Below are 17287 nucleotides of genomic sequence, written 5' to 3'. Positions count from 1 at the left end.
GACACAGATTAAAATCCGTTTTGATCCGCTCAATCCGTGTTCCCATCCCGTTTGAATCGTTTTTAGTGCAAAGATATTCAAATGATTAACGTTTCGTCAGTAATCGTCATCATCCTGAAACGTCCGATAAGCCCGGCTCAATTCCTGAACAGCCTTCTCATTTTTCTGTGCTTTGGCAAGTTCAATGCCCCGCTCATAAATTTCCTCAGCGCCCGAACGGTCCCCCTGCTCCGCCAAAAGCGAAGCCGCGTGGTAATAGGTCGCCAGATAGGTCGGATGCTCCGCCAGCAACTGCTTCAGATACAGAAGCGCCTGGTCGGGCTGCTCATCGCGGTATTCCATCGCCAGGGCGTAAACATTGAAAGGATCTTCGGGTTGTTCTTCTATAAATTGAAGCAACAGTTGAATTCGATTGTTATTCATAGGGATACAGTTTACGGTATACGGTTTTCAGTTTACGCCGGGCCATTGCTCCGGTGTTGACGCGTTCTGTCTGGCTTGCACCGGCCACCGTAAACCGAAAACCGAAAACCGAACACCAAATATTAGTATGCACGCATACGTTTTATTAAAGACAAGTTTGTATTTTTGCCGCCATCACCTCTAAACCACAGACAACATGAAGATTTTAGTGTGTGTCACCAGTGTTCCGGACACGATCACCAAAATTACCCTCACGGAGAACAATACCAAACTCAATAAAGCGGGTGTACAGTTTATTACGGGCCCTTACGACGATTACGCCCTATCGCGGGCCGTCGAGTTGAAAGAACAACTGGGCGGAAGCGTTACGGTTTTGAACGTGGGTGAATCCGACGCTGATCCGGTGATTCGGAAATGTCTCGCCATTGGGGCCGACGACGCCATCCGGGTCAATGCCGAGCCCACCGACGCGTATTTTGTGGCCGAGCAAATTGCCGCGATTGCCAAAGAAAACAGCTATGACCTGATTCTGATGGGCCGTGAATCCATCGACTACAACGGCGGTCAGGTCCACGGCATTGTGGGCGAAATGTTGGGACTTCCGTCGATCTCGCCGGTGATGAAGCTAGCCATCGAGGGTTCAACGGCGAAAATTACGCGGGAAATCGAAGGCGGTCATGAGGAACTGGAAGCCGGTTTGCCGCTGGTGCTGGGTTGTCAGGAACCGATTGCGGAGTGGAAAATTCCGAACATGCGCGGCATCATGAGTGCCCGAACCAAACCGCTGAAGGTGGTGGAACCCACGGGCAAAGAAACCCTCACCCACATTGCCAACTACGAGCTACCCCCCGCCCGCGGTGCCTGCAAAATGATCCCCGCTTCGGAAGCCGAAACACTGATCAAGTTGCTGAGAACCGAAGCAAAAGTGATATAAAAGTTGTTTCGCAGAGTTAAACAGAGTAAAAGGGAGATAAGCGGAGTAAAAAGTAAGAAAAACATTTCTCTGCTTAACTCCTTTTCCTCCGCTCAACTCCGCGAAACAACCTCTTTCCCAACCTTTAAAGCCATACTAAAATGTCAGTTTTAATTTTTGCAGAACTTGATGAAGGCGCGTTGAAGAAATCATCGCTCGAAGCCATATACTACGGTTCGAAAGTGGCCGCACTCACCGGCACATCCGCCACCGCTATTGTCCTGGGTGAAGGCAACGCCGACGAGATGGCGAAAGCCGGGCGGTTTGGTGCGGCCAAAGTGCTGCACGCCAACGATGCCCAACTGAACGAAGGTAACGCGATGGCCTACGCCAGTGTGGTGGCCGAAGCGGCCAATCAGGAAGGGGCCGACGTGATTGTGCTGGCCAAATCCTCCCTGGCCGATTCGATGGCGGCCAGGCTGGCCGGAAAACTGAAAGCCGGACTGGCGGCCAATGTGATCGAGTTGCCGGAGGTGAGCAGCGGTTTTCGGGTTAAACGCAGCATTTTCACCGGAAAAGCGTTTGCTTTCACGGAATTGACGGCGGAGAAAAAAATTCTGGCAATCAAGAAAAATACCATCACGCCGGAAGAAACCGAAGCCACTGCGACAGTTGAAGCGTTCAATCCGGCTTTGAATGACACCGATTTTGCCGTTAAAGTGACCAAGGTTGAAAAAGCCACCGGCGACATTCTGCTGCCCGAAGCGGATCTGGTCGTTTCGGCGGGGCGCGGACTGAAGGGCCCGGAAAACTGGGGAATCGTCGAAGATCTGGCGAAGGCACTGCATGCGGCCACGGCCTGTTCCAAACCGGTGTCGGATCTGGACTGGCGGCCCCATCACGAGCACGTCGGACAAACCGGGATCAAAATCAGCCCGAATCTCTACATAGCCTGCGGGATTTCCGGTGCCATTCAGCATTTGGCCGGTGTGAACTCATCGAAGGTCATTGTAGTTATCAACAAAGACCCTGAAGCACCGTTTTTCAAATCGGCGGACTATGGCATCGTCGGCGATGTGTTCGAGGTGCTGCCCCGCCTGACGAAAGCGGTACAGGAGTTGTAATTTAGGGCGTTTGGGCGTGTAGCGGTTGGCGAATATGGATTTTTTTAGTTTCTGGTGAAAAAACTCCTAAACCCTCCAACCGCTAAACTCCCAAACTCTATTAACTTTGCGCCGTGGAGAAGATTAGACTTGAAATCTTAGGTTTGTCGCCCAGCCAATCGCAGTCGGGTTCATTTGCATTGGTATTGGGAGAAGAATATGGGAACCGCCGGTTGCCAATCATCATCGGTATGTTTGAAGCTCAGGCCATTGCCATTGAGATCGAGAAGATTGTGCCCAACCGCCCGATGACCCACGACCTCTTCAAATCATTTGCGGACAAATTCGGCTTTACAGTTCGTGAAATCGTGATTTCCGACCTGCGGGAAGGAATTTTCTTCGCCCGGATCGTATGCACCGACGGCACGCGGGAAACCGTGGTCGATGCCCGCCCGTCCGACGCCATCGCGATTGGCATCCGGTTTAACGTTCAGATTTACACCTACGAATCCATCCTTTCAGAAGCCGGCATCACCGCCAGCGTCACCGACGAAAGCGAGGAGCAGGAAGAACTGGTTCCCCAGCCCGCGTCGCGCTCGTCCCGTTCGTTGACCGAACAACTGAAGGATATGACGCACGACGAGTTGCAGCAATCGCTGGACGAAGCCCTGAAAAAGGAGGAATACGAAAAAGCCGCCAAGATTCGGGACGAAATGAGCCGTCGTAATTAGTCTTCCTTTTGCCAAAGCCAACCGAAGGCTGTAAATTAGTCCTTTCACCCCTGATTCAAGCGGTATGCCTGAAGTACCCAACGATACCAATAACCGTATTTCCAACGAATCGGAACGCCGGAGCGATGCCCCTGCGGAACGTTCGTTGAATTTCATCGAGCAAATTGTTGAAGAAGATATTGCCAACGGCAAAAACGGAGGCCGTGTTCACACACGCTTTCCGCCCGAGCCCAACGGCTATTTGCACATCGGTCACGCCAAATCCATTTGCCTGAATTTTGGGCTGGCGGATAAATACGGCGGAAAAACCAACCTCCGTTTCGACGACACCAACCCCGTTACCGAAGATACCGAGTACGTTGAGTCGATCAAAGCCGATGTTCGCTGGCTGGGTTTCGAATGGGAAAATGAGTTTTATGCGTCGGATTATTTCGATCAGCTCTACGCGTTTGCCGAAAATCTGATTCAGAAAGGATACGCCTACGTCGATGACTCGACGGCGGAAGTGATTGCTTCTCAGAAAGGTACACCAACGGAACCGGGAAAAGAAAGCCCGTATCGGACACGGTCGGTTGAAGAAAATCTGGATCTGTTTCGGCGGATGAAAGCCGGAGAATTTCCCGATGGAGCCAAGGTATTGCGCGCCAAAATCGATATGGCGTCGCCCAACATGCACTTCCGCGACCCGATCATGTACCGGATCAAACACGCCCATCACCACCGGACGGGCGATGCCTGGTGCATTTATCCGATGTACGATTTTGCCCACGGGCAATCGGATTCCATCGAGCAGATTACACACTCGCTTTGCACCCTGGAGTTTGAAGTTCACCGGCCAGTTTACGACTGGTACATCGAGAAACTGGGAATTTTCCCGTCCCGGCAAATTGAATTTGCGCGGCTGAACCTGACGTATACCGTCATGAGCAAGCGGAAATTGCTGCAACTGGTCAACGAAGGCCACGTTACGGGCTGGGATGATCCGCGGATGCCAACCATTGCCGGGATTCGCCGTCGTGGCTACACCTCGGCCAGCATTCGGGAGTTTGCCGACCGCATCGGGATTGCCAAGCGCGACAACCTGATCGACGTGGGCCTGCTCGAATTCTGCATCCGGGAAGAGCTGAACAAAACCACAACGCGGGTGATGGCGGTGGTCGACGAAAAACCGATCAAAGTGGTGCTGACCAACTATCCGGAAGGTCAGGTCGATGAGGTAGCGATTGAAAACAACCCCGAAGACCACGAAAGCGGCCACCGCAACGTGCCATTTTCGCGGGAACTTTACATTGAACGGGATGATTTTCTGGAAAATCCGCCCAAAAAATACTTCCGGTTGTCGCCCGGCGGTATGGTTCGGCTCAAGGGAGCTTACATTATCAAATGCGAGGAAGTCGTTAAGAATGAGGAGGGGGATATTGTAGAGCTGCGCTGCGTATACATTCCGGAAAGCCGCAGCGGTTCGGATACCTCGGGCATCAACGTAAAAGGCACGATTCACTGGGTTTCGGTGGCCCACGCCGTTGAAGCCGAAGTGCGGCTGTATGACCGGCTGCTGACAAGTGAAGATCCATCATCAGAAGACCGTGATTTCAAGGAGTTTATCAATCCCAAGTCGCTTGAAATTGTTCGGGCCTACGTGGAGCCTTCGCTAAAAACCGCCCAGGCCGGAGATCGTTTTCAGTTTATTCGCAAAGGGTATTTCTGCATCGATCCGGACTCATCCAACGAAAAACTGGTGTTCAACCGGACAGTGACGTTGAAGGACACCTGGGCGAAAGAGCAACGCAAATCATAACTTTTACGGTTTTCAATTTACGGTTTACGGTGGCTGACGCGTTACACTTCTTGCGACAGCAAGCACTCGTCAGCCACCGTAAACAGAAAACCGTAAACCCCAAACCAGATTTCTACCCCTATGACCCCACAGCAGGAAAAACTACAGCAGGACGCAGCCGAGGTGATGGAAAAACGGATGCCTTTTCTGAATAAAGAGAAAAAGCATACCATAACCGTTGAATCGGACGCGTCGAATTTGACCATCGACGGTTTAGACGATGAGGAAGAAACGATTGTAAAAGAAATTCTTCGAAAAGAATACGGGTACACGGACCTGATCTAATTAATTAGTCTTCTTTGACGGGTTCGGTGTTTTTTTGCGGGGGCAACGTTCGGACTTCCCGCTCTTTCTCCTGTTGTTCAACATACACCGCATAATCCGCAGGCTCGATTTTAATGCCATAATGCTCCGCGTACACCTGCGTGAATTCCGCTCCGAAATACAGGATGGCCGCCGTATAGTAAATCCAGACCAGAATGACGATGAGTGATCCAGCGGCCCCGTAGGTGGAGCCGGTGCTGGTGGTCTCGATGTAGAGTCCGATCAAATACCGCCCCAGCATAAAGAGCAAAGCAGTGAAAATAGCCCCCCAGCGAATGTCTTTCCAGGCAATTTTAGCATCCGGCAATACTTTGAAGATTACGCCAAATAAAACCGTGATGACCCCAAAACTGATCAGAAAGTTAAGCGCTTCCACAAAAATGACGGCCAGATCCGGAAAGTAGCGGGTCAGCGTGTCACTCAAAGCCAGAATGATCCCGTTGACGATCAGCGATACGACCAGCAAAAAGCCCAGACTGACGATCAGGGAAGAGGACAACAGCCGGTCTTTCAGCAGTTTGACCCAGCCCCGTTTCGGTTTGGCTTTCACGCGCCAGATGAGGTTGATCGAATCCTGAATTTCCACAAAAATGCTGGTAGCACCCAGAATCAGGGTAAAAATACCGGTAATCAAGGCGACATTCGTTTTCCCGGAAAGCTCCACACTTTTGATCATTTCCTGTATTTGAGCCGCAGCCTGGTTGCCGACCAACCCGTTTATCTGCGAGAAAACCTGCCCCCGTATGGCTTCTTCTCCGTAAAATATGCTGGTAATCGAAATTAATAATACCAGCAGGGGTGCCAGGGAAAAAACCGTATAATAGGCTAGCGCGGCACTAAGCTTTAGGCCCCGATCGTCCATAAAACCGTTGAAAGCTCCCAAAAGCAGCGTCCACGCGTCGGTGAAGAACTTTTTGTATTTTGATTGTGCCATACCGTTGTTGATGGTGGATTTCAGAAGCCAGAGGAGAGCAGTAAGACAAGAGAGAAATCAGCAAAGCTCGCATCCTTCCTCCACTTCTCTTTCCTTATTTCTCTTGTCTTCGTGTATTCTAAACCACAATGCCAGCGCGTTGTTTGGGTCTTCTAATAAACAAACCGGCATTTTGGTGGTTTTAAAAGAGGCCGCTGATGGAATGCCGCCCTTTCATTTTAAGACATCACACACTATGAAACTCAACATTGGTCTTGATCAGGACACCCTCAAACAAGTCAACGAGCTGCTGAACGCTCTACTGGCCGATCAGCATGTGTTATACATCAAAACCCGGAAATACCACTGGAATGTCAGTGGGCCGAGCTTTCTGGAATACCACGAGTTTTTCGAGAAGCAATACACCCAGCTTGAAGCCGCCATCGACGAAGTGGCTGAACGCATCCGTACCCTGGGGGGCCGACCACTGTCGACGATGGAGGATTTCCTGAAACACACCAGTTTAAAGGAAGACAAGAGCAGTGAAGTGAAGACCGAAGATATGTTCAAACGGTTGCTGGACGATCACGAACAATCGATCCGCGAGCTGCGGGAAGATGTCAGCAAATGCGAGGAACTGGAAGACGCTGGAACTGCCGACTTTCTGACCAATCTGATGGAAGAGCACGAAAAAATGGCCTGGATGCTGCGGAAGTATTTGTCGTAACACCCCGGTTTTGAAGATAAAACCCCGGTTTCCTGACAGATGCCGGGGTTTTTCATTGGAGGAAACCATTCTAGTTGAGGGAACTATCCATGTATTTTGTTATTTTTGGCAAATACGATTTCCATCAGTATGGTAACGACTGTTAAATCGACATTGGCGGAGGCCCTTCAACCTTACTTTTCTCAACAACCCGTTGTGCGTGTCTATTTATTTGGCTCTCTTGCCCGCGGAGAAGAAAACGAGGACAGTGACATCGATTTACTAGTCGAGTTTGCGAAAGGAGCTACTTTATTTGATCAAGCTCGAATTTCCTGGCAATTGGAAGAATTACTAAACCACAAAGTTGACGTCATTTCCGAAAGCGGGGTTGCTTCCACAATCCGCCCTTTCATCGACCAGGATCGGATTCTAATTTATGAAAAGTAGTCTTGGCGATCGACAACGAATTCAGCATATCCGTGAAGCCATTGACCATATCGAAAACTTCACCGATGGTATTGATTTTGAAAGTTATATGAACAACTTTCAACTTCGCCTGGCTTTGGTAAAATTATTAGAAATCGTTGGAGAGGCCGCAGCAGCCTTAAGTGAAGATCTGAAACAGGAGTTTTCGGAAATCGAATGGATAACTCTAAAAGCCGTCCGAAACATATTGGTTCATGAATATTTTGGCATTAGTTACGATATCATCTGGACTTCTATACAAAAAGATATTCCTCCATTAAAAGAGAAAATCGAATCTCTGATCGCTATAAAATTCAGTGATGGCATTGAGTGACGGCCTTTCCAGATATGAATACAACCTGAATTTATTTTCATGACAATCATCCCCATCTGAATATTCCTTACTGCCAGATGCTTTACCATTCCATTAATCCTTTTACCGTTTCCTAATAAATTCCGTTTCCCAAACGGAAAAGAAGGTAGTATTGTGCCGATCACACCGGTATGATTTTATCCTAACTCCTTCAAAGCCATGTGGAAACGTCTCGCCTTCGTCGCTTCGACTCTTCTGATTCTGTCGGTTATCCGTTGCACGCCCACTCCCAATCAGGTTCCGAATGACTCGTTGAAAGTCTGGCTGGTGGGACTGGATGGGAAAACCCTTCTGCTCGATCAGAAAGCGGCTGAGTCCGTTCCCCCACCACCGGTTAAACAGGACAAGAACGGGAGCTATTACGGCACACGGTTCGCCCTCAGCCCGGAGCAATATTCACGGTTGAAACAGGCCAAAAATCCGGCGGTTATCCGGGTTCTCTACGGCGAAAAAGATCAATTCCTAAAGGCTGAAGCCTTCCCGCTTTCGCAGCTTCTCAAGGAAGGCAACATCGATCTGCCTGATGTCCAGCTTATTCCGCCCAAAGCCGTTCAGATTGATTACCAGGTACTGGACTACTCAACCCCCTTGTCGTTGCCGATGATTATTCAGGAAGTGGATCTCCGAAAATATCCTTGGAGTATCTATGGAAGGCTTATTATCCGACTTCCGAATAACATTTATTGCTACTTTACCACCTCCTCCCCCTGCGAACTGGAACGCTGCCTGCGGTATCCACCGGAATTCAATTTTGAAAGCATCGAGATCCTGGCCAATGCCGGCCCGGCGGTCATCAAAACGCTGACCTCCGCCGATTGTGCCGTTACCCTGGCAGCCTCCCAGGCTTTCAGTACGGCGGGTCCGAGTGCCACCTTTAAAATTCGGGCTACACTCAGACGCTTACGCGCGGCCCCGGCAAGCCCGGCGCCGGTATATTCGTTTCGGTTTTCCAACTCATCCTTGCCCTCGCGCCTGGAAGCCTCGAATCTGGTAAGCGTCGATCTGTCCAGTCTGGCAACGCTGGCGGTTGGCGCCACCCAAACCATTGAGTTCCAACTGAGCTGGATTCTGCCCACCGGCATTGGAGCCAAAGATTTCTTTGTCGTCAACAATGCCACGTACGACGCGATTGTGGCAAAAGGCGGCTGTACTACCCCCAACACCATGCAATATTACGCCGAAGACCGGTTTCGGTTTAACCTGAACGGAGCCGTTGGCGGCTGTTTGTAAAGTTATCACTCCACCACCCGAACTTTCAAAAAGCTGCTGCCGTACACCCGGTGGGTGGCTTTTTGAAAGTCGGCTTCGCTGGCGTTGTGGATGTTCGGGACAAACTTCTGCGGGTTGCGGTCGTAGAGCGGAAACATCGTGCTTTGCACCTGCACCATGATGCGGTGGCCTTTTTTGAAGGTATGAAGCACATCGATCAGCTCGTAGTTGACGGCGGTAATCTCGCCCGGCTTGAACGGTTTGGGCTTGGTCTTGTCTTCCCGAAACTTGCCCCGAAAAGCGTCATGCCGGATCATCTGCTGAAAACTGCTCATTTTCTCGTTTTTGGCGGTATTGGCATTGTCTTTCGCATCGCCCGGATATACGTCGATCAGTTTCACCATCCAGTCGGCATCGGTGCCGGTGGTCGAGACCTTCAAATTGGCGAGAAGATTACCGGCCAGGGTCACGTCTTTATCCAGAACGTCGGTCTGGAACACCAGTACATCAGGTCGACGGGCGGCAAACCGCTGGTCTTCCACCATATAGTCGCGGTTCATGTCGAGCGAGATGGTTTCGGTAAACGGCACCGGTTTCGCCGGATCGGAGACAAACTCCGAAAAACCGGTGTTTGCTGCCGGAGCCTCAAACGCCAGTTTTCCACCCGGCAACAGGTACAAACTCTTTTCGACGGCGGCTTTGGGCGGCCAGGCATCGAAGCTGCGCCATTGGTTCGTTCCGGTTTCAAAGACCTGGGCTTCGGGAAAGTTGGCGTCGCCCTCCCCTTTCAGGAAATAGGCGAAAAATTTCCGCTCAATGTTTTCCTGAAAATACGGCCCGGTTTTTTCGCCAAAATTCACACTTCCCAACTGTTCGCCCGTGTCATTCCACCCGCCATGCGTCCACGGACCAGCCACCAGAATGTTGTAAATACCGGGATTTTGTTTTTCAATAGCCGAATACGTTTTGAAAATACCGTGTAAATCCTCGGCGTCGTACCAGCCCCCGACAATCATGACGGCGTGTTTGATGCCTTTCAAATGCGGCAAAATATTCCGCGATTGCCAAAATTCGTCGTAATTCGGATGCGCCAGATTGCCGTTCCAATAAGGATCTTTCCCGCCATACAATTCCGGCTTCTGCGAATTTTTCATCGGGCCGAGGTTCAAAAAAAACTCATAACCGTCTTCGGTGCCGTATTTGAACTCGGTAGTCGCTGCGGTTTTCGTCGGCTTGCCGTCCGTCCGGTTCGTAAAATAGGGGTAGAAATTGAAGTTGTGCGGGATCAGAAAAACGCCGTTGTGGTAGCTGTCATCCCGCCAGAGATCGGCCATTGGGGCCTGCGGAGAGGATGCCACCAGAGCCGGATGGCCGCTTAAAGCCCCTACGGAGGCATAAAAACCGGGGTAACTAATGCCCCACTGCCCGACTTTTCCGTTGTTGTTCGGAATATTTTTTATCAGCCAGTCCACCGTATCGTAGGTGTCCGTGCTTTCGTCTACGTCGGTTTTGGACTTTTTATTGACAAGCTGCGGGGTCATTTCCTGAAAAACACCCTCACTCATCCAGCGCCCCCGAACGTCCTGATACACAAAGATGTATTTGTCTTTCATGACAAACTCGGAAGGACCAAACCGCCGGGCTGGAAACTGATCTGCGCCGTAAGGCCGGCAGGAATACGGCGTCCGTTGCATCAGAACCGGGTACTTCTTTTCGGCCGAAATGTCTTTCGGAATATAGACCGCCGTGAACAGTTTGACACCATCCCGCATCGGAATCTGGTATTCAACCTTTGTGTAATTTTCTTTGATGAACGGATTGGCAGCCGGAGCCTGCGCGAAACTGCCAAGGGAAATGGTCAGGAAATAACCAATCAGAAATCGTATTTTCATAAAAGGACCCACGGATTGAAGTCCGTGATTTTGGTACTTAATTGAGTGATAGATAAACATCATGCGTTTTTTCGCCCCTAAATCCCCTAAAGGGGACTTTCAAAAATCCGGATTATGCGGTGTCCAAGTCCCCTTTAGGGGATTTAGGGGCGAAAAAGGAACAATACCCGACCGCTCCCTGAGTCCCTATTCATTCTGCAACGACTGCGTGGGGTTGGCTAAAGCCGCTTTCACCGTCAGGTAACTGATGGTTGCCAGAGCAATCACCACCAAAATCAGCATCGGAACCAGCCAGTGAATCGGGTTCAGTTCAATCCGAAAGGCGTAAACCGACAGCCATTGCGTCATCAAATACCACGAAACCGGAATCGCCAGCAGGCCCGCCAGCAGCAACAAACGGACGGATTCCCAGGCCAGCAACCGCAACACACTAGCTACCGACGCCCCCAGGACTTTCCGAACGCCAATCTCCTTGGTTCGACGGGCCGTACTGTAGGACGTCATCCCGAACAAGCCCATGCAGGCAATCAAAACAGCCAGCGACGAAAACAGTATAAAGGTGCGGCCAAACTGCCGGTCCTGCCGGTATTGCTGGTTGAAAAAATCATCCAGAAAAAAGTAATCCATCGACGATTCCGGAAAAAACCGTCCCCACACGGTCTGCACTTTTTCGACCAATCCATCCACCTGACTGGTACTGATTTTCAGGGAATAAAAATCCGTCGGCAGCCAGCGGTAGTCGGGGTCCATGAACAAAATCAGGGGCGTGAATTGCTTCTGGAGCGACTGCTGGTGGTAATCTTTGACAACGCCAATGATCTCGTTCGGCCGGTCGTGGGTCGATTCCAGCAGCACTTTTTCGCCGATGGCCTGTTCGTTGGACTGAAAGCCGAACTGCTTCACCGCCGATTCGTTCAGCACCAGCCCCAGCGAATCGGCGGGGCGACTGCGGTCGAACGAACGACCCGCGACCAGTTTCAAATCAAAAGTTTTGATAAAATCGAAGTCGATCATCAGCATTTCGTAGAGCCGGTCGGCGCTAGGTTCTTCATGCAAACGACGGTTGGCCAGCATCTGCCCCACCTCCTTGCCCGGAACCGCCCCGGAACCCGTCACTTCCGTAATCCCCGGAATGGCTTTCAATTCGTTTTTCAGCGTCTGGGTTTTCCGGGTATACTGCTCGGTTTTCACCGGTGCTTTCAACACCAAAACCTGATCGACCCGGACGCCCAGATTCTGGTTCATCATGAAGGAGAGTTGACGCCAGGCGACAAAGGTACCCACGATCAAAACCATCGAAGCGGCAAACTGAAACACGACCAGTCCTTTGCGCAAAAAGGCTCCGCTGCCCGTAAACCGGTATTGTCCCTTCAACGCCAGCGCCGGTTTTACCTGCGACAGCACCAGCGCCGGATAAATCCCGGAAATGGCTACGCCAAACCAGAAAATCAAGGCAAAAAGACCATACTGGCCGGGTTCCGACCAGTCGAACGAGGAGTTTTGCAGATCCAGAAAGACGGGCAAAACGAAGTGGGCAACAACGACAAGAATAACCGCCAGCAGCAACGCCAGCCCATTGAGCAGCAACGATTCAAACAAAAACTGAAACACCAGCAGGGCCTTGTGTGAACCAACGGTTTTCCGAATCCCGATTTCTTTGGCCCGATCCATCGCCCGGGCGGTCGAGAGGTTGATGTAATTGACCCAGCCGATGATGAGGATAACAAAGGCAATGGCCGACAGAAACTGAACCGCCCGCCGGTTTCCTTTTACCTCGATTTCGTTCTGGGTAGCCGGGTTCAGGTGAATGTCGTGCAGGGGAACGAGATCAATCGCCCAGACGTGGTCACGCAAGGCTTCGGCGGTTTTATATTTTTCGGACAAAGCCGGAAACTTGGCGATCACCTTGGCGGGATCGGTCTGCGGACGAAGCCGCACGAAGGAATAGCTTTCGTGCTGGTACCAGAAATCCCAGTTCCGCCGGTTCGAGGTGGTCCACGACAGCAACATGTCGAACTGCATGGTGGAGTTGGGTGGCAGATCGGCAAAAACGCCCGTCACCTGGCAATGGTACGAACTGGCGATGGTACTGACATCCAGGTATTTCCCCAACGGATCGGTGTTGCCAAAATACCGCCGGGCCGCCGACTCCGAAATCACAATCGTGTTGGGAGACGCCAGAAAGGTGTTGCGATCGCCTTTGAGAACCGGATAGCTGAAAAACGTAAAAAAGTTGGAATCGGCAAAACAGACGTGGTTCTCCCGAAACTTGGTTTCTTCGTGCCGTACCACGCGGGTCGAACCGCGCCAGGCGATGCGGGTATAGGTTTCAATTTCCGGAAAGGCCTGCTTCATGGCCGGAACGTAGCCGTTGGAACTGGTGGCCCAGTGATCGGTTTCGACGCCATTTTTGAAAAACCGGCTTTCGACCCGGTAAATCCGGTCGCCATCCGGGTGAATCCGGTCGTAGCTCTGTTCAAAGCGGACGTAACCGGAGATGAGCAGGAAAGCCGCCATGCCAAACGCCAGACCAGTCACGACGATGCCGGTGTAGACTTTATTGCGGAGAATGGTTCTAAAAACAACGGTACAATAGTGTCGGAGCATTGGCCGGAACGGGAGGAAAAGAGAATGAAAAGGATTCCAGAACGCTGGAATCGCCTGTTTGTTCCGTAAAGTACAAATTAAATGAGAGAAAAAACCGCTGACTGCCGACAAAAGTTGAAGGTCATTTTTTGATGTATTTTTCCAGCGCGTTCACGTAATTTTCAAAAGCCGTAAGGCCCAAACCGGTAATTTTACACAGGGTTTGGGGGAAATTATCTTTATAGCCTTTCGTCACTTCAATGTATCCCGCGTCTTTTAGTTTGGTAATCTGAACGCTCAGATTACCCGCCGTGGCTCCGGTTTTTTCGCGCAGAAACGTAAACTCCGCTTCCTGAACGCTGATTAACAAGGACATCACGGCCAGACGCAACTGCTGATGCAGCAAGGGATCAAGTTCATCAAACATCTCAGTTCCTGTAATTTAACCGTAGCAAATGCCCGGGAATGATATAGCTGCAGGTGACGGCTAATCCAAGTAACAACAATTGGTATTCAAACGGCACGAAAAAAGCCACAATGGCGATTGGCCAGTTCAGGGCTCCCCCAATAATCAACGGTTTGAAACGCAGGGCGCCCCCCGAAACGAAGGTACCGATGCCGTACAGAAGGATTAAAATCGGGTATGTTTTCTCCATCCCGAGTTTAGGCATGAAGGCCAGCAGGATGATGATCGAAACGATAAAAGCCGCCCATAAATAGGACATAAATTCACCAATGTAGGTTTTAACCGGTTGCCGTTTCACCATCCGGCTAACCAGAACGGCGTTGATGATCCCCGCAATCGGCATCGTTGCCCAGGGCAGATACGGGTACGCAAAAGTAGTCATGGTCATCAAAAGGTAATGCGTCACACTGGCAAATAACACCAGCCATCCCCACATCAGATAGAGGGTACCATCGTCCTGGATGGTTTTTTTGGCGGAATCAATCATGGCATGAATCACCCGAAGGCTTTCCTGTTCGTTCATTCGCGGTTCTGTTTCCATTCGTTTTCAGGGATTTCGTTACTTCAGTTTGTCCAGGGTCATTTCAAAATTCCGGTACCATTTCTGGCCGTCCGGACTGTATTCACCGATTTCGTGCCACTGTCCTTTTTCGTTTAACTTAATGGTATACCGGATTTTTCCCCGCTGAACATCAAACCCCCATTCCAGCCAGTTGTCGCCTTTTACGTCCAGATAAGCGTCTGTGGCATTGCCTTCGGCGGTATAGGCTTTCATCGAATACTTCCGGTTTAGTGAATCATAAGCCGCTACGGCCAAGGCCTGAAACACCACCTTGTCCTGTTCCCGGCCGGTTCCTTCGATCAGCAGCACCCGGTTGTTAAGCTTAAATTGCACATTTTCGGACTGAACCAGGTTCAGCTCTTTTCCCCGGCCGATCATCGCCTTAGCGGGGCCTTTCCACTGCCCTTCCAGAAAACGCAGTTTTTGCATCGCATCCCCCGTTTGTGCATACGTCCGGAAGGCTGTCATGACTACGAAGAGCAGCCAGATTAATGAAAGTACGACTTTTTTCATGATAAAGTAGTTTATATTGTAAACCAAACTGATAAAAATAAATCCCGATGCGGGATAATGGCACAAACATAAAGTAGTTTACGATATAAACCAAATAGTCGCAATAAAAAATCACCTGGAATTGATATTCCTGACTGAAAGTGAATTATTTTTAGCCTGCTGATCGTTGTAGTAGCAATTAGTGTATCTACATCTTTTTCTGATCTATCCGCAAACTGGAAAAAAACGCATGAAGCAGTACCAACATCCTACCATCGACCAGATTACCTTAACCGGTATTCTACACGCGCTGAGCGATCCGGTGCGGCTGAATTTTGTGCGAAGTCTGGATCAATACGCGACGGAGCAACGTTGCGGGGCCATTGTGACCCCCGTTGCCAAATCGACGATGTCACACCATTTGCGGGTATTGCGCGAGGCCGGTATCATTCGCACCCGAACCGAAGGGACGCAGTGCCTTACGTCCCTCCGGCTGGACGAGTTGGAAACAAAATTTCCGGGAGTGGTGAAGTCCGTTCTGAGTGCTGTCGATCAGGCCGAGTCCGTTTCTCAATAAAACACTTCCGTTTTGTTTCCTTCCAGTTGTTTAATGAGGTTGGCGGAGACGGTTTTTTGTTCGCTGACGGGATTACCGCGGACAAAGAGTTTTTTGAGCGTTTGAATCCGGGTCAGGCTGGAAGGCAGGTCGGTCAGGCGATTGTGGCTGATGTCGAGTTCTTCCAGATAAGGGAGAGTCAAAACCGGGTCGGGAACCGTGACAAAAGCGTTGTGACTGACATCCAGAATCCGTAGATGATAAAGTTTTTGAAGGCTGGCGGGTAAACTGCCCAGAAAATTATGGTGCGTATACAGCACCTGAAGTTTCCGCAAACGACCCAGATTTTCCGGCAAAGTATTGAGTTTGTTGTTGGAAATGGCCAGTTGCTGGAGCCGGGGCAGGCGGCAAAGGCGCTCCGGCAGCACGCGTAAGTTGTTGTAATACAGATCCAGAACCTCCAGCCGTCGCAACCTGCGGATTTGATTGGGCAGTACATTCAACTTCGCCTTGTACAGATTCAGGTCTTTGAGTCGGCGCAACCGGCGGAAGGGTGCCGTATTGAGACCTCCCGAAAAATCATTCAAACCGAGCCAGAGACTTTCCAGCCGCCGGTTGCGGGTAACGGCTTTCGGAATCGCCGTGATTTTAGTCGACTGAATATTCAGAATTTTCAAATGTTTGTTGCGGGCTACGTGTAGCCCCTCGTTGCCCAGCGGATTAGAGGAAACATTGAGTTGCTTTAAAGTCGGAATCAGAAACACTTTTTCCGGGATCACGCTGAGGCTGTTGATACTCAAATCCAGTATTTCCAGATTCGGAAACCGGTAGATCACCTCGGGTACCTCCTTCAGTTCCAGCGTATTTAGTACCAGATTTTTAACAGTATCCGGACGGGCGGTTTTTTCGGCTTCTGCCAGGGTGGTCATAATACCCGGTCCTTTTCGCAGTTTTCGTTTGGAAGGCAGTTTACCAATCGCCAGCGCGGAGGAAAACCGGTACGGTTTGTCGCCGGTGACAGGGAAACGATAGGTCGAAAACCATTGGCACAAAATCGGGTCGATGCGCTCTTTCAACCGGAGCGTGGCCAGGCTGTCGGAACGCATAACGGAGAAATTCCGGCCCACTTCATAAAAAACCCGGTTTAGGGAGCCATCGGGGTTGGCATACAGGTTGACGATCAGGTAGCAGGTGGTGTCTTGCAAGACATTGGCCTGCCTGAGCATTTGGTTGAGGTCTTTCCCAAACTGCTCACTCAACTCAAACCACTTTTTTTCACTTGGCTCCATTTCGTCAACCGTCCGAAAACCGGGCTGGCGGGTTCGGAAACCCGGATCGATGATCGTTTGCGCCAAGATGTACTCATTCGCCAGTTTTTTAGCAACCGCATCGTGTTCCGGTTTGGTCAGGCTAACGGTTTGGGCCGACAGCGTCCCGGTGATCAGGATTCCGGCGAATATGACGAGGTAATTGGGCATGACGAAAAGCCTTTAACGTATCGTTTAGGTGAACAACGGCAAATATAGTTGAATTATTGATATCTTGGGATCATCGAATAGGTGTTAAATTCTGATTAGAACTTACATTTCTCTTGCAATCACTCCCGCAGCCCGTCAACCTGCCCCGTAAGGGGCTTAACAGCGCAAAGTCGGTAGCACGAAGCCAGGAATCTTCGTCCAGTGCCGTGAGGTACGCGACCCACCGCCGGTTTAGTGCGAATTGTCGCGTACCTCACG

The 17287-nt window shown here is 50.7% G+C and carries 19 protein-coding genes; 10 read left to right on the top strand and 9 right to left on the bottom strand.

All coding sequences use genetic code 11. From position 1 onward, the window contains the following. Nucleotides 1-96: 96 nt before the first annotated feature. Nucleotides 97-423, bottom strand: coding sequence for a tetratricopeptide repeat protein (locus ACS5NO_RS32745; RefSeq protein ID WP_439419008.1), 327 nt, complete (start codon nt 421-423; stop codon nt 97-99). Beyond that, a complete protein-coding gene (locus tag ACS5NO_RS32740; RefSeq protein WP_439419007.1) occupies nt 416-556 on the bottom strand; it encodes a hypothetical protein in 141 nt (46 codons plus the stop codon). Before ACS5NO_RS32740 ends, ACS5NO_RS32745 begins: the two co-directional genes overlap by 8 nt. Nucleotides 557-619: 63 nt before the next feature. Here ACS5NO_RS32740 and ACS5NO_RS32735 point away from each other — a divergent pair, with 63 nt between their 5' ends. From ACS5NO_RS32735 to ACS5NO_RS32715, 5 genes are all read left to right on the top strand, one after another. After that, entirely contained in the window at nt 620-1357 is a 738-nt protein-coding gene (locus tag ACS5NO_RS32735; RefSeq protein ID WP_439419006.1) for an electron transfer flavoprotein subunit beta/FixA family protein, read from the top strand. 140 nt (nt 1358-1497) lie between these two features. After that, nucleotides 1498-2460, top strand: coding sequence for an electron transfer flavoprotein subunit alpha/FixB family protein (locus ACS5NO_RS32730; RefSeq protein ID WP_439419005.1), 963 nt, complete (start codon nt 1498-1500; stop codon nt 2458-2460). A gap of 113 nt (nt 2461-2573) precedes the next feature. Then, nucleotides 2574-3170: a bifunctional nuclease family protein gene (locus tag ACS5NO_RS32725; RefSeq protein WP_114408903.1), complete on the top strand. Its 597-nt coding sequence runs from the start codon at nt 2574-2576 to the stop codon at nt 3168-3170. 64 nt (nt 3171-3234) lie between these two features. Beyond that, nucleotides 3235-4968: a glutamine--tRNA ligase/YqeY domain fusion protein gene (locus ACS5NO_RS32720; RefSeq protein WP_439419004.1), complete on the top strand. Its 1734-nt coding sequence runs from the start codon at nt 3235-3237 to the stop codon at nt 4966-4968. A 120-nt stretch (nt 4969-5088) separates the two neighbouring features. Next, nucleotides 5089-5292, top strand: a complete 204-nt coding sequence (locus ACS5NO_RS32715; protein WP_439419003.1) for a hypothetical protein — start codon at nt 5089-5091, stop codon at nt 5290-5292. 4 nt (nt 5293-5296) lie between these two features. Here the strand turns inward: ACS5NO_RS32715 and ACS5NO_RS32710 are convergent, their stop codons facing one another. Next, nucleotides 5297-6265, bottom strand: a complete 969-nt coding sequence (locus ACS5NO_RS32710; RefSeq protein WP_439419002.1) for a YihY/virulence factor BrkB family protein — start codon at nt 6263-6265, stop codon at nt 5297-5299. Between the two features lie 235 nt (nt 6266-6500). Here ACS5NO_RS32710 and ACS5NO_RS32705 point away from each other — a divergent pair, with 235 nt between their 5' ends. From ACS5NO_RS32705 to ACS5NO_RS32690, 4 genes are all read left to right on the top strand, one after another. Further along, nucleotides 6501-6971 (top strand): Dps family protein, encoded by a 471-nt coding sequence (locus ACS5NO_RS32705; RefSeq protein ID WP_138991601.1) that lies wholly within the window; start codon nt 6501-6503, stop codon nt 6969-6971. 129 nt (nt 6972-7100) lie between these two features. Continuing rightward, entirely contained in the window at nt 7101-7397 is a 297-nt protein-coding gene (locus tag ACS5NO_RS32700) for a nucleotidyltransferase family protein (protein WP_150874523.1), read from the top strand. Then, on the top strand, nt 7387-7749 hold the full coding sequence (locus ACS5NO_RS32695) for a HepT-like ribonuclease domain-containing protein (RefSeq protein ID WP_439419001.1): 363 nt from the start codon (nt 7387-7389) through the stop codon (nt 7747-7749). Before ACS5NO_RS32700 ends, ACS5NO_RS32695 begins: the two co-directional genes overlap by 11 nt. 198 nt (nt 7750-7947) lie before the next feature. After that, nucleotides 7948-9018 (top strand): hypothetical protein, encoded by a 1071-nt coding sequence (locus ACS5NO_RS32690; protein WP_439419000.1) that lies wholly within the window; start codon nt 7948-7950, stop codon nt 9016-9018. 5 nt (nt 9019-9023) lie between these two features. Here ACS5NO_RS32690 and ACS5NO_RS32685 read toward each other — a convergent pair whose 3' ends face one another. From ACS5NO_RS32685 to ACS5NO_RS32665, 5 genes are all read right to left on the bottom strand, one after another. Next, nucleotides 9024-10889 (bottom strand): CocE/NonD family hydrolase, encoded by a 1866-nt coding sequence (locus ACS5NO_RS32685; protein WP_439418999.1) that lies wholly within the window; start codon nt 10887-10889, stop codon nt 9024-9026. A 186-nt stretch (nt 10890-11075) separates the two neighbouring features. Beyond that, nucleotides 11076-13496, bottom strand: a complete 2421-nt coding sequence (locus tag ACS5NO_RS32680; RefSeq protein WP_439418998.1) for an ABC transporter permease — start codon at nt 13494-13496, stop codon at nt 11076-11078. A 121-nt stretch (nt 13497-13617) separates the two neighbouring features. Continuing rightward, the gene (locus ACS5NO_RS32675; RefSeq protein WP_421825567.1) at nt 13618-13902 is read right to left on the bottom strand and encodes a winged helix-turn-helix domain-containing protein; all 285 of its coding nucleotides are present in this window, start codon (nt 13900-13902) and stop codon (nt 13618-13620) included. A gap of 1 nt (nt 13903) precedes the next feature. Further along, nucleotides 13904-14482: a hypothetical protein gene (locus ACS5NO_RS32670; RefSeq protein ID WP_439418997.1), complete on the bottom strand. Its 579-nt coding sequence runs from the start codon at nt 14480-14482 to the stop codon at nt 13904-13906. 18 nt (nt 14483-14500) lie between these two features. Next, the gene (locus ACS5NO_RS32665) at nt 14501-15016 is read right to left on the bottom strand and encodes a hypothetical protein (RefSeq protein ID WP_439418996.1); all 516 of its coding nucleotides are present in this window, start codon (nt 15014-15016) and stop codon (nt 14501-14503) included. Between the two features lie 229 nt (nt 15017-15245). Here ACS5NO_RS32665 and ACS5NO_RS32660 point away from each other — a divergent pair, with 229 nt between their 5' ends. Further along, entirely contained in the window at nt 15246-15572 is a 327-nt protein-coding gene (locus tag ACS5NO_RS32660) for an ArsR/SmtB family transcription factor (RefSeq protein WP_439418995.1), read from the top strand. On the opposite strand, the gene ACS5NO_RS32655 is transcribed toward ACS5NO_RS32660, so the two are convergent. Beyond that, the gene (locus ACS5NO_RS32655; protein ID WP_439418994.1) at nt 15566-17029 is read right to left on the bottom strand and encodes a leucine-rich repeat domain-containing protein; all 1464 of its coding nucleotides are present in this window, start codon (nt 17027-17029) and stop codon (nt 15566-15568) included. The two genes, ACS5NO_RS32660 and ACS5NO_RS32655, sit on opposite strands and share 7 nt — an antisense overlap. Between the last annotated feature and the right edge of the window lie 258 nt (nt 17030-17287).

It is taken from the genome of Larkinella fluvii (assembly GCF_051857545.1).
Lineage (GTDB): Bacteria > Bacteroidota > Bacteroidia > Cytophagales > Spirosomataceae > Larkinella.
Note: the sequence above shows the minus strand (reverse complement) of the source record. Positions and strands in the feature narration are given on the sequence as shown.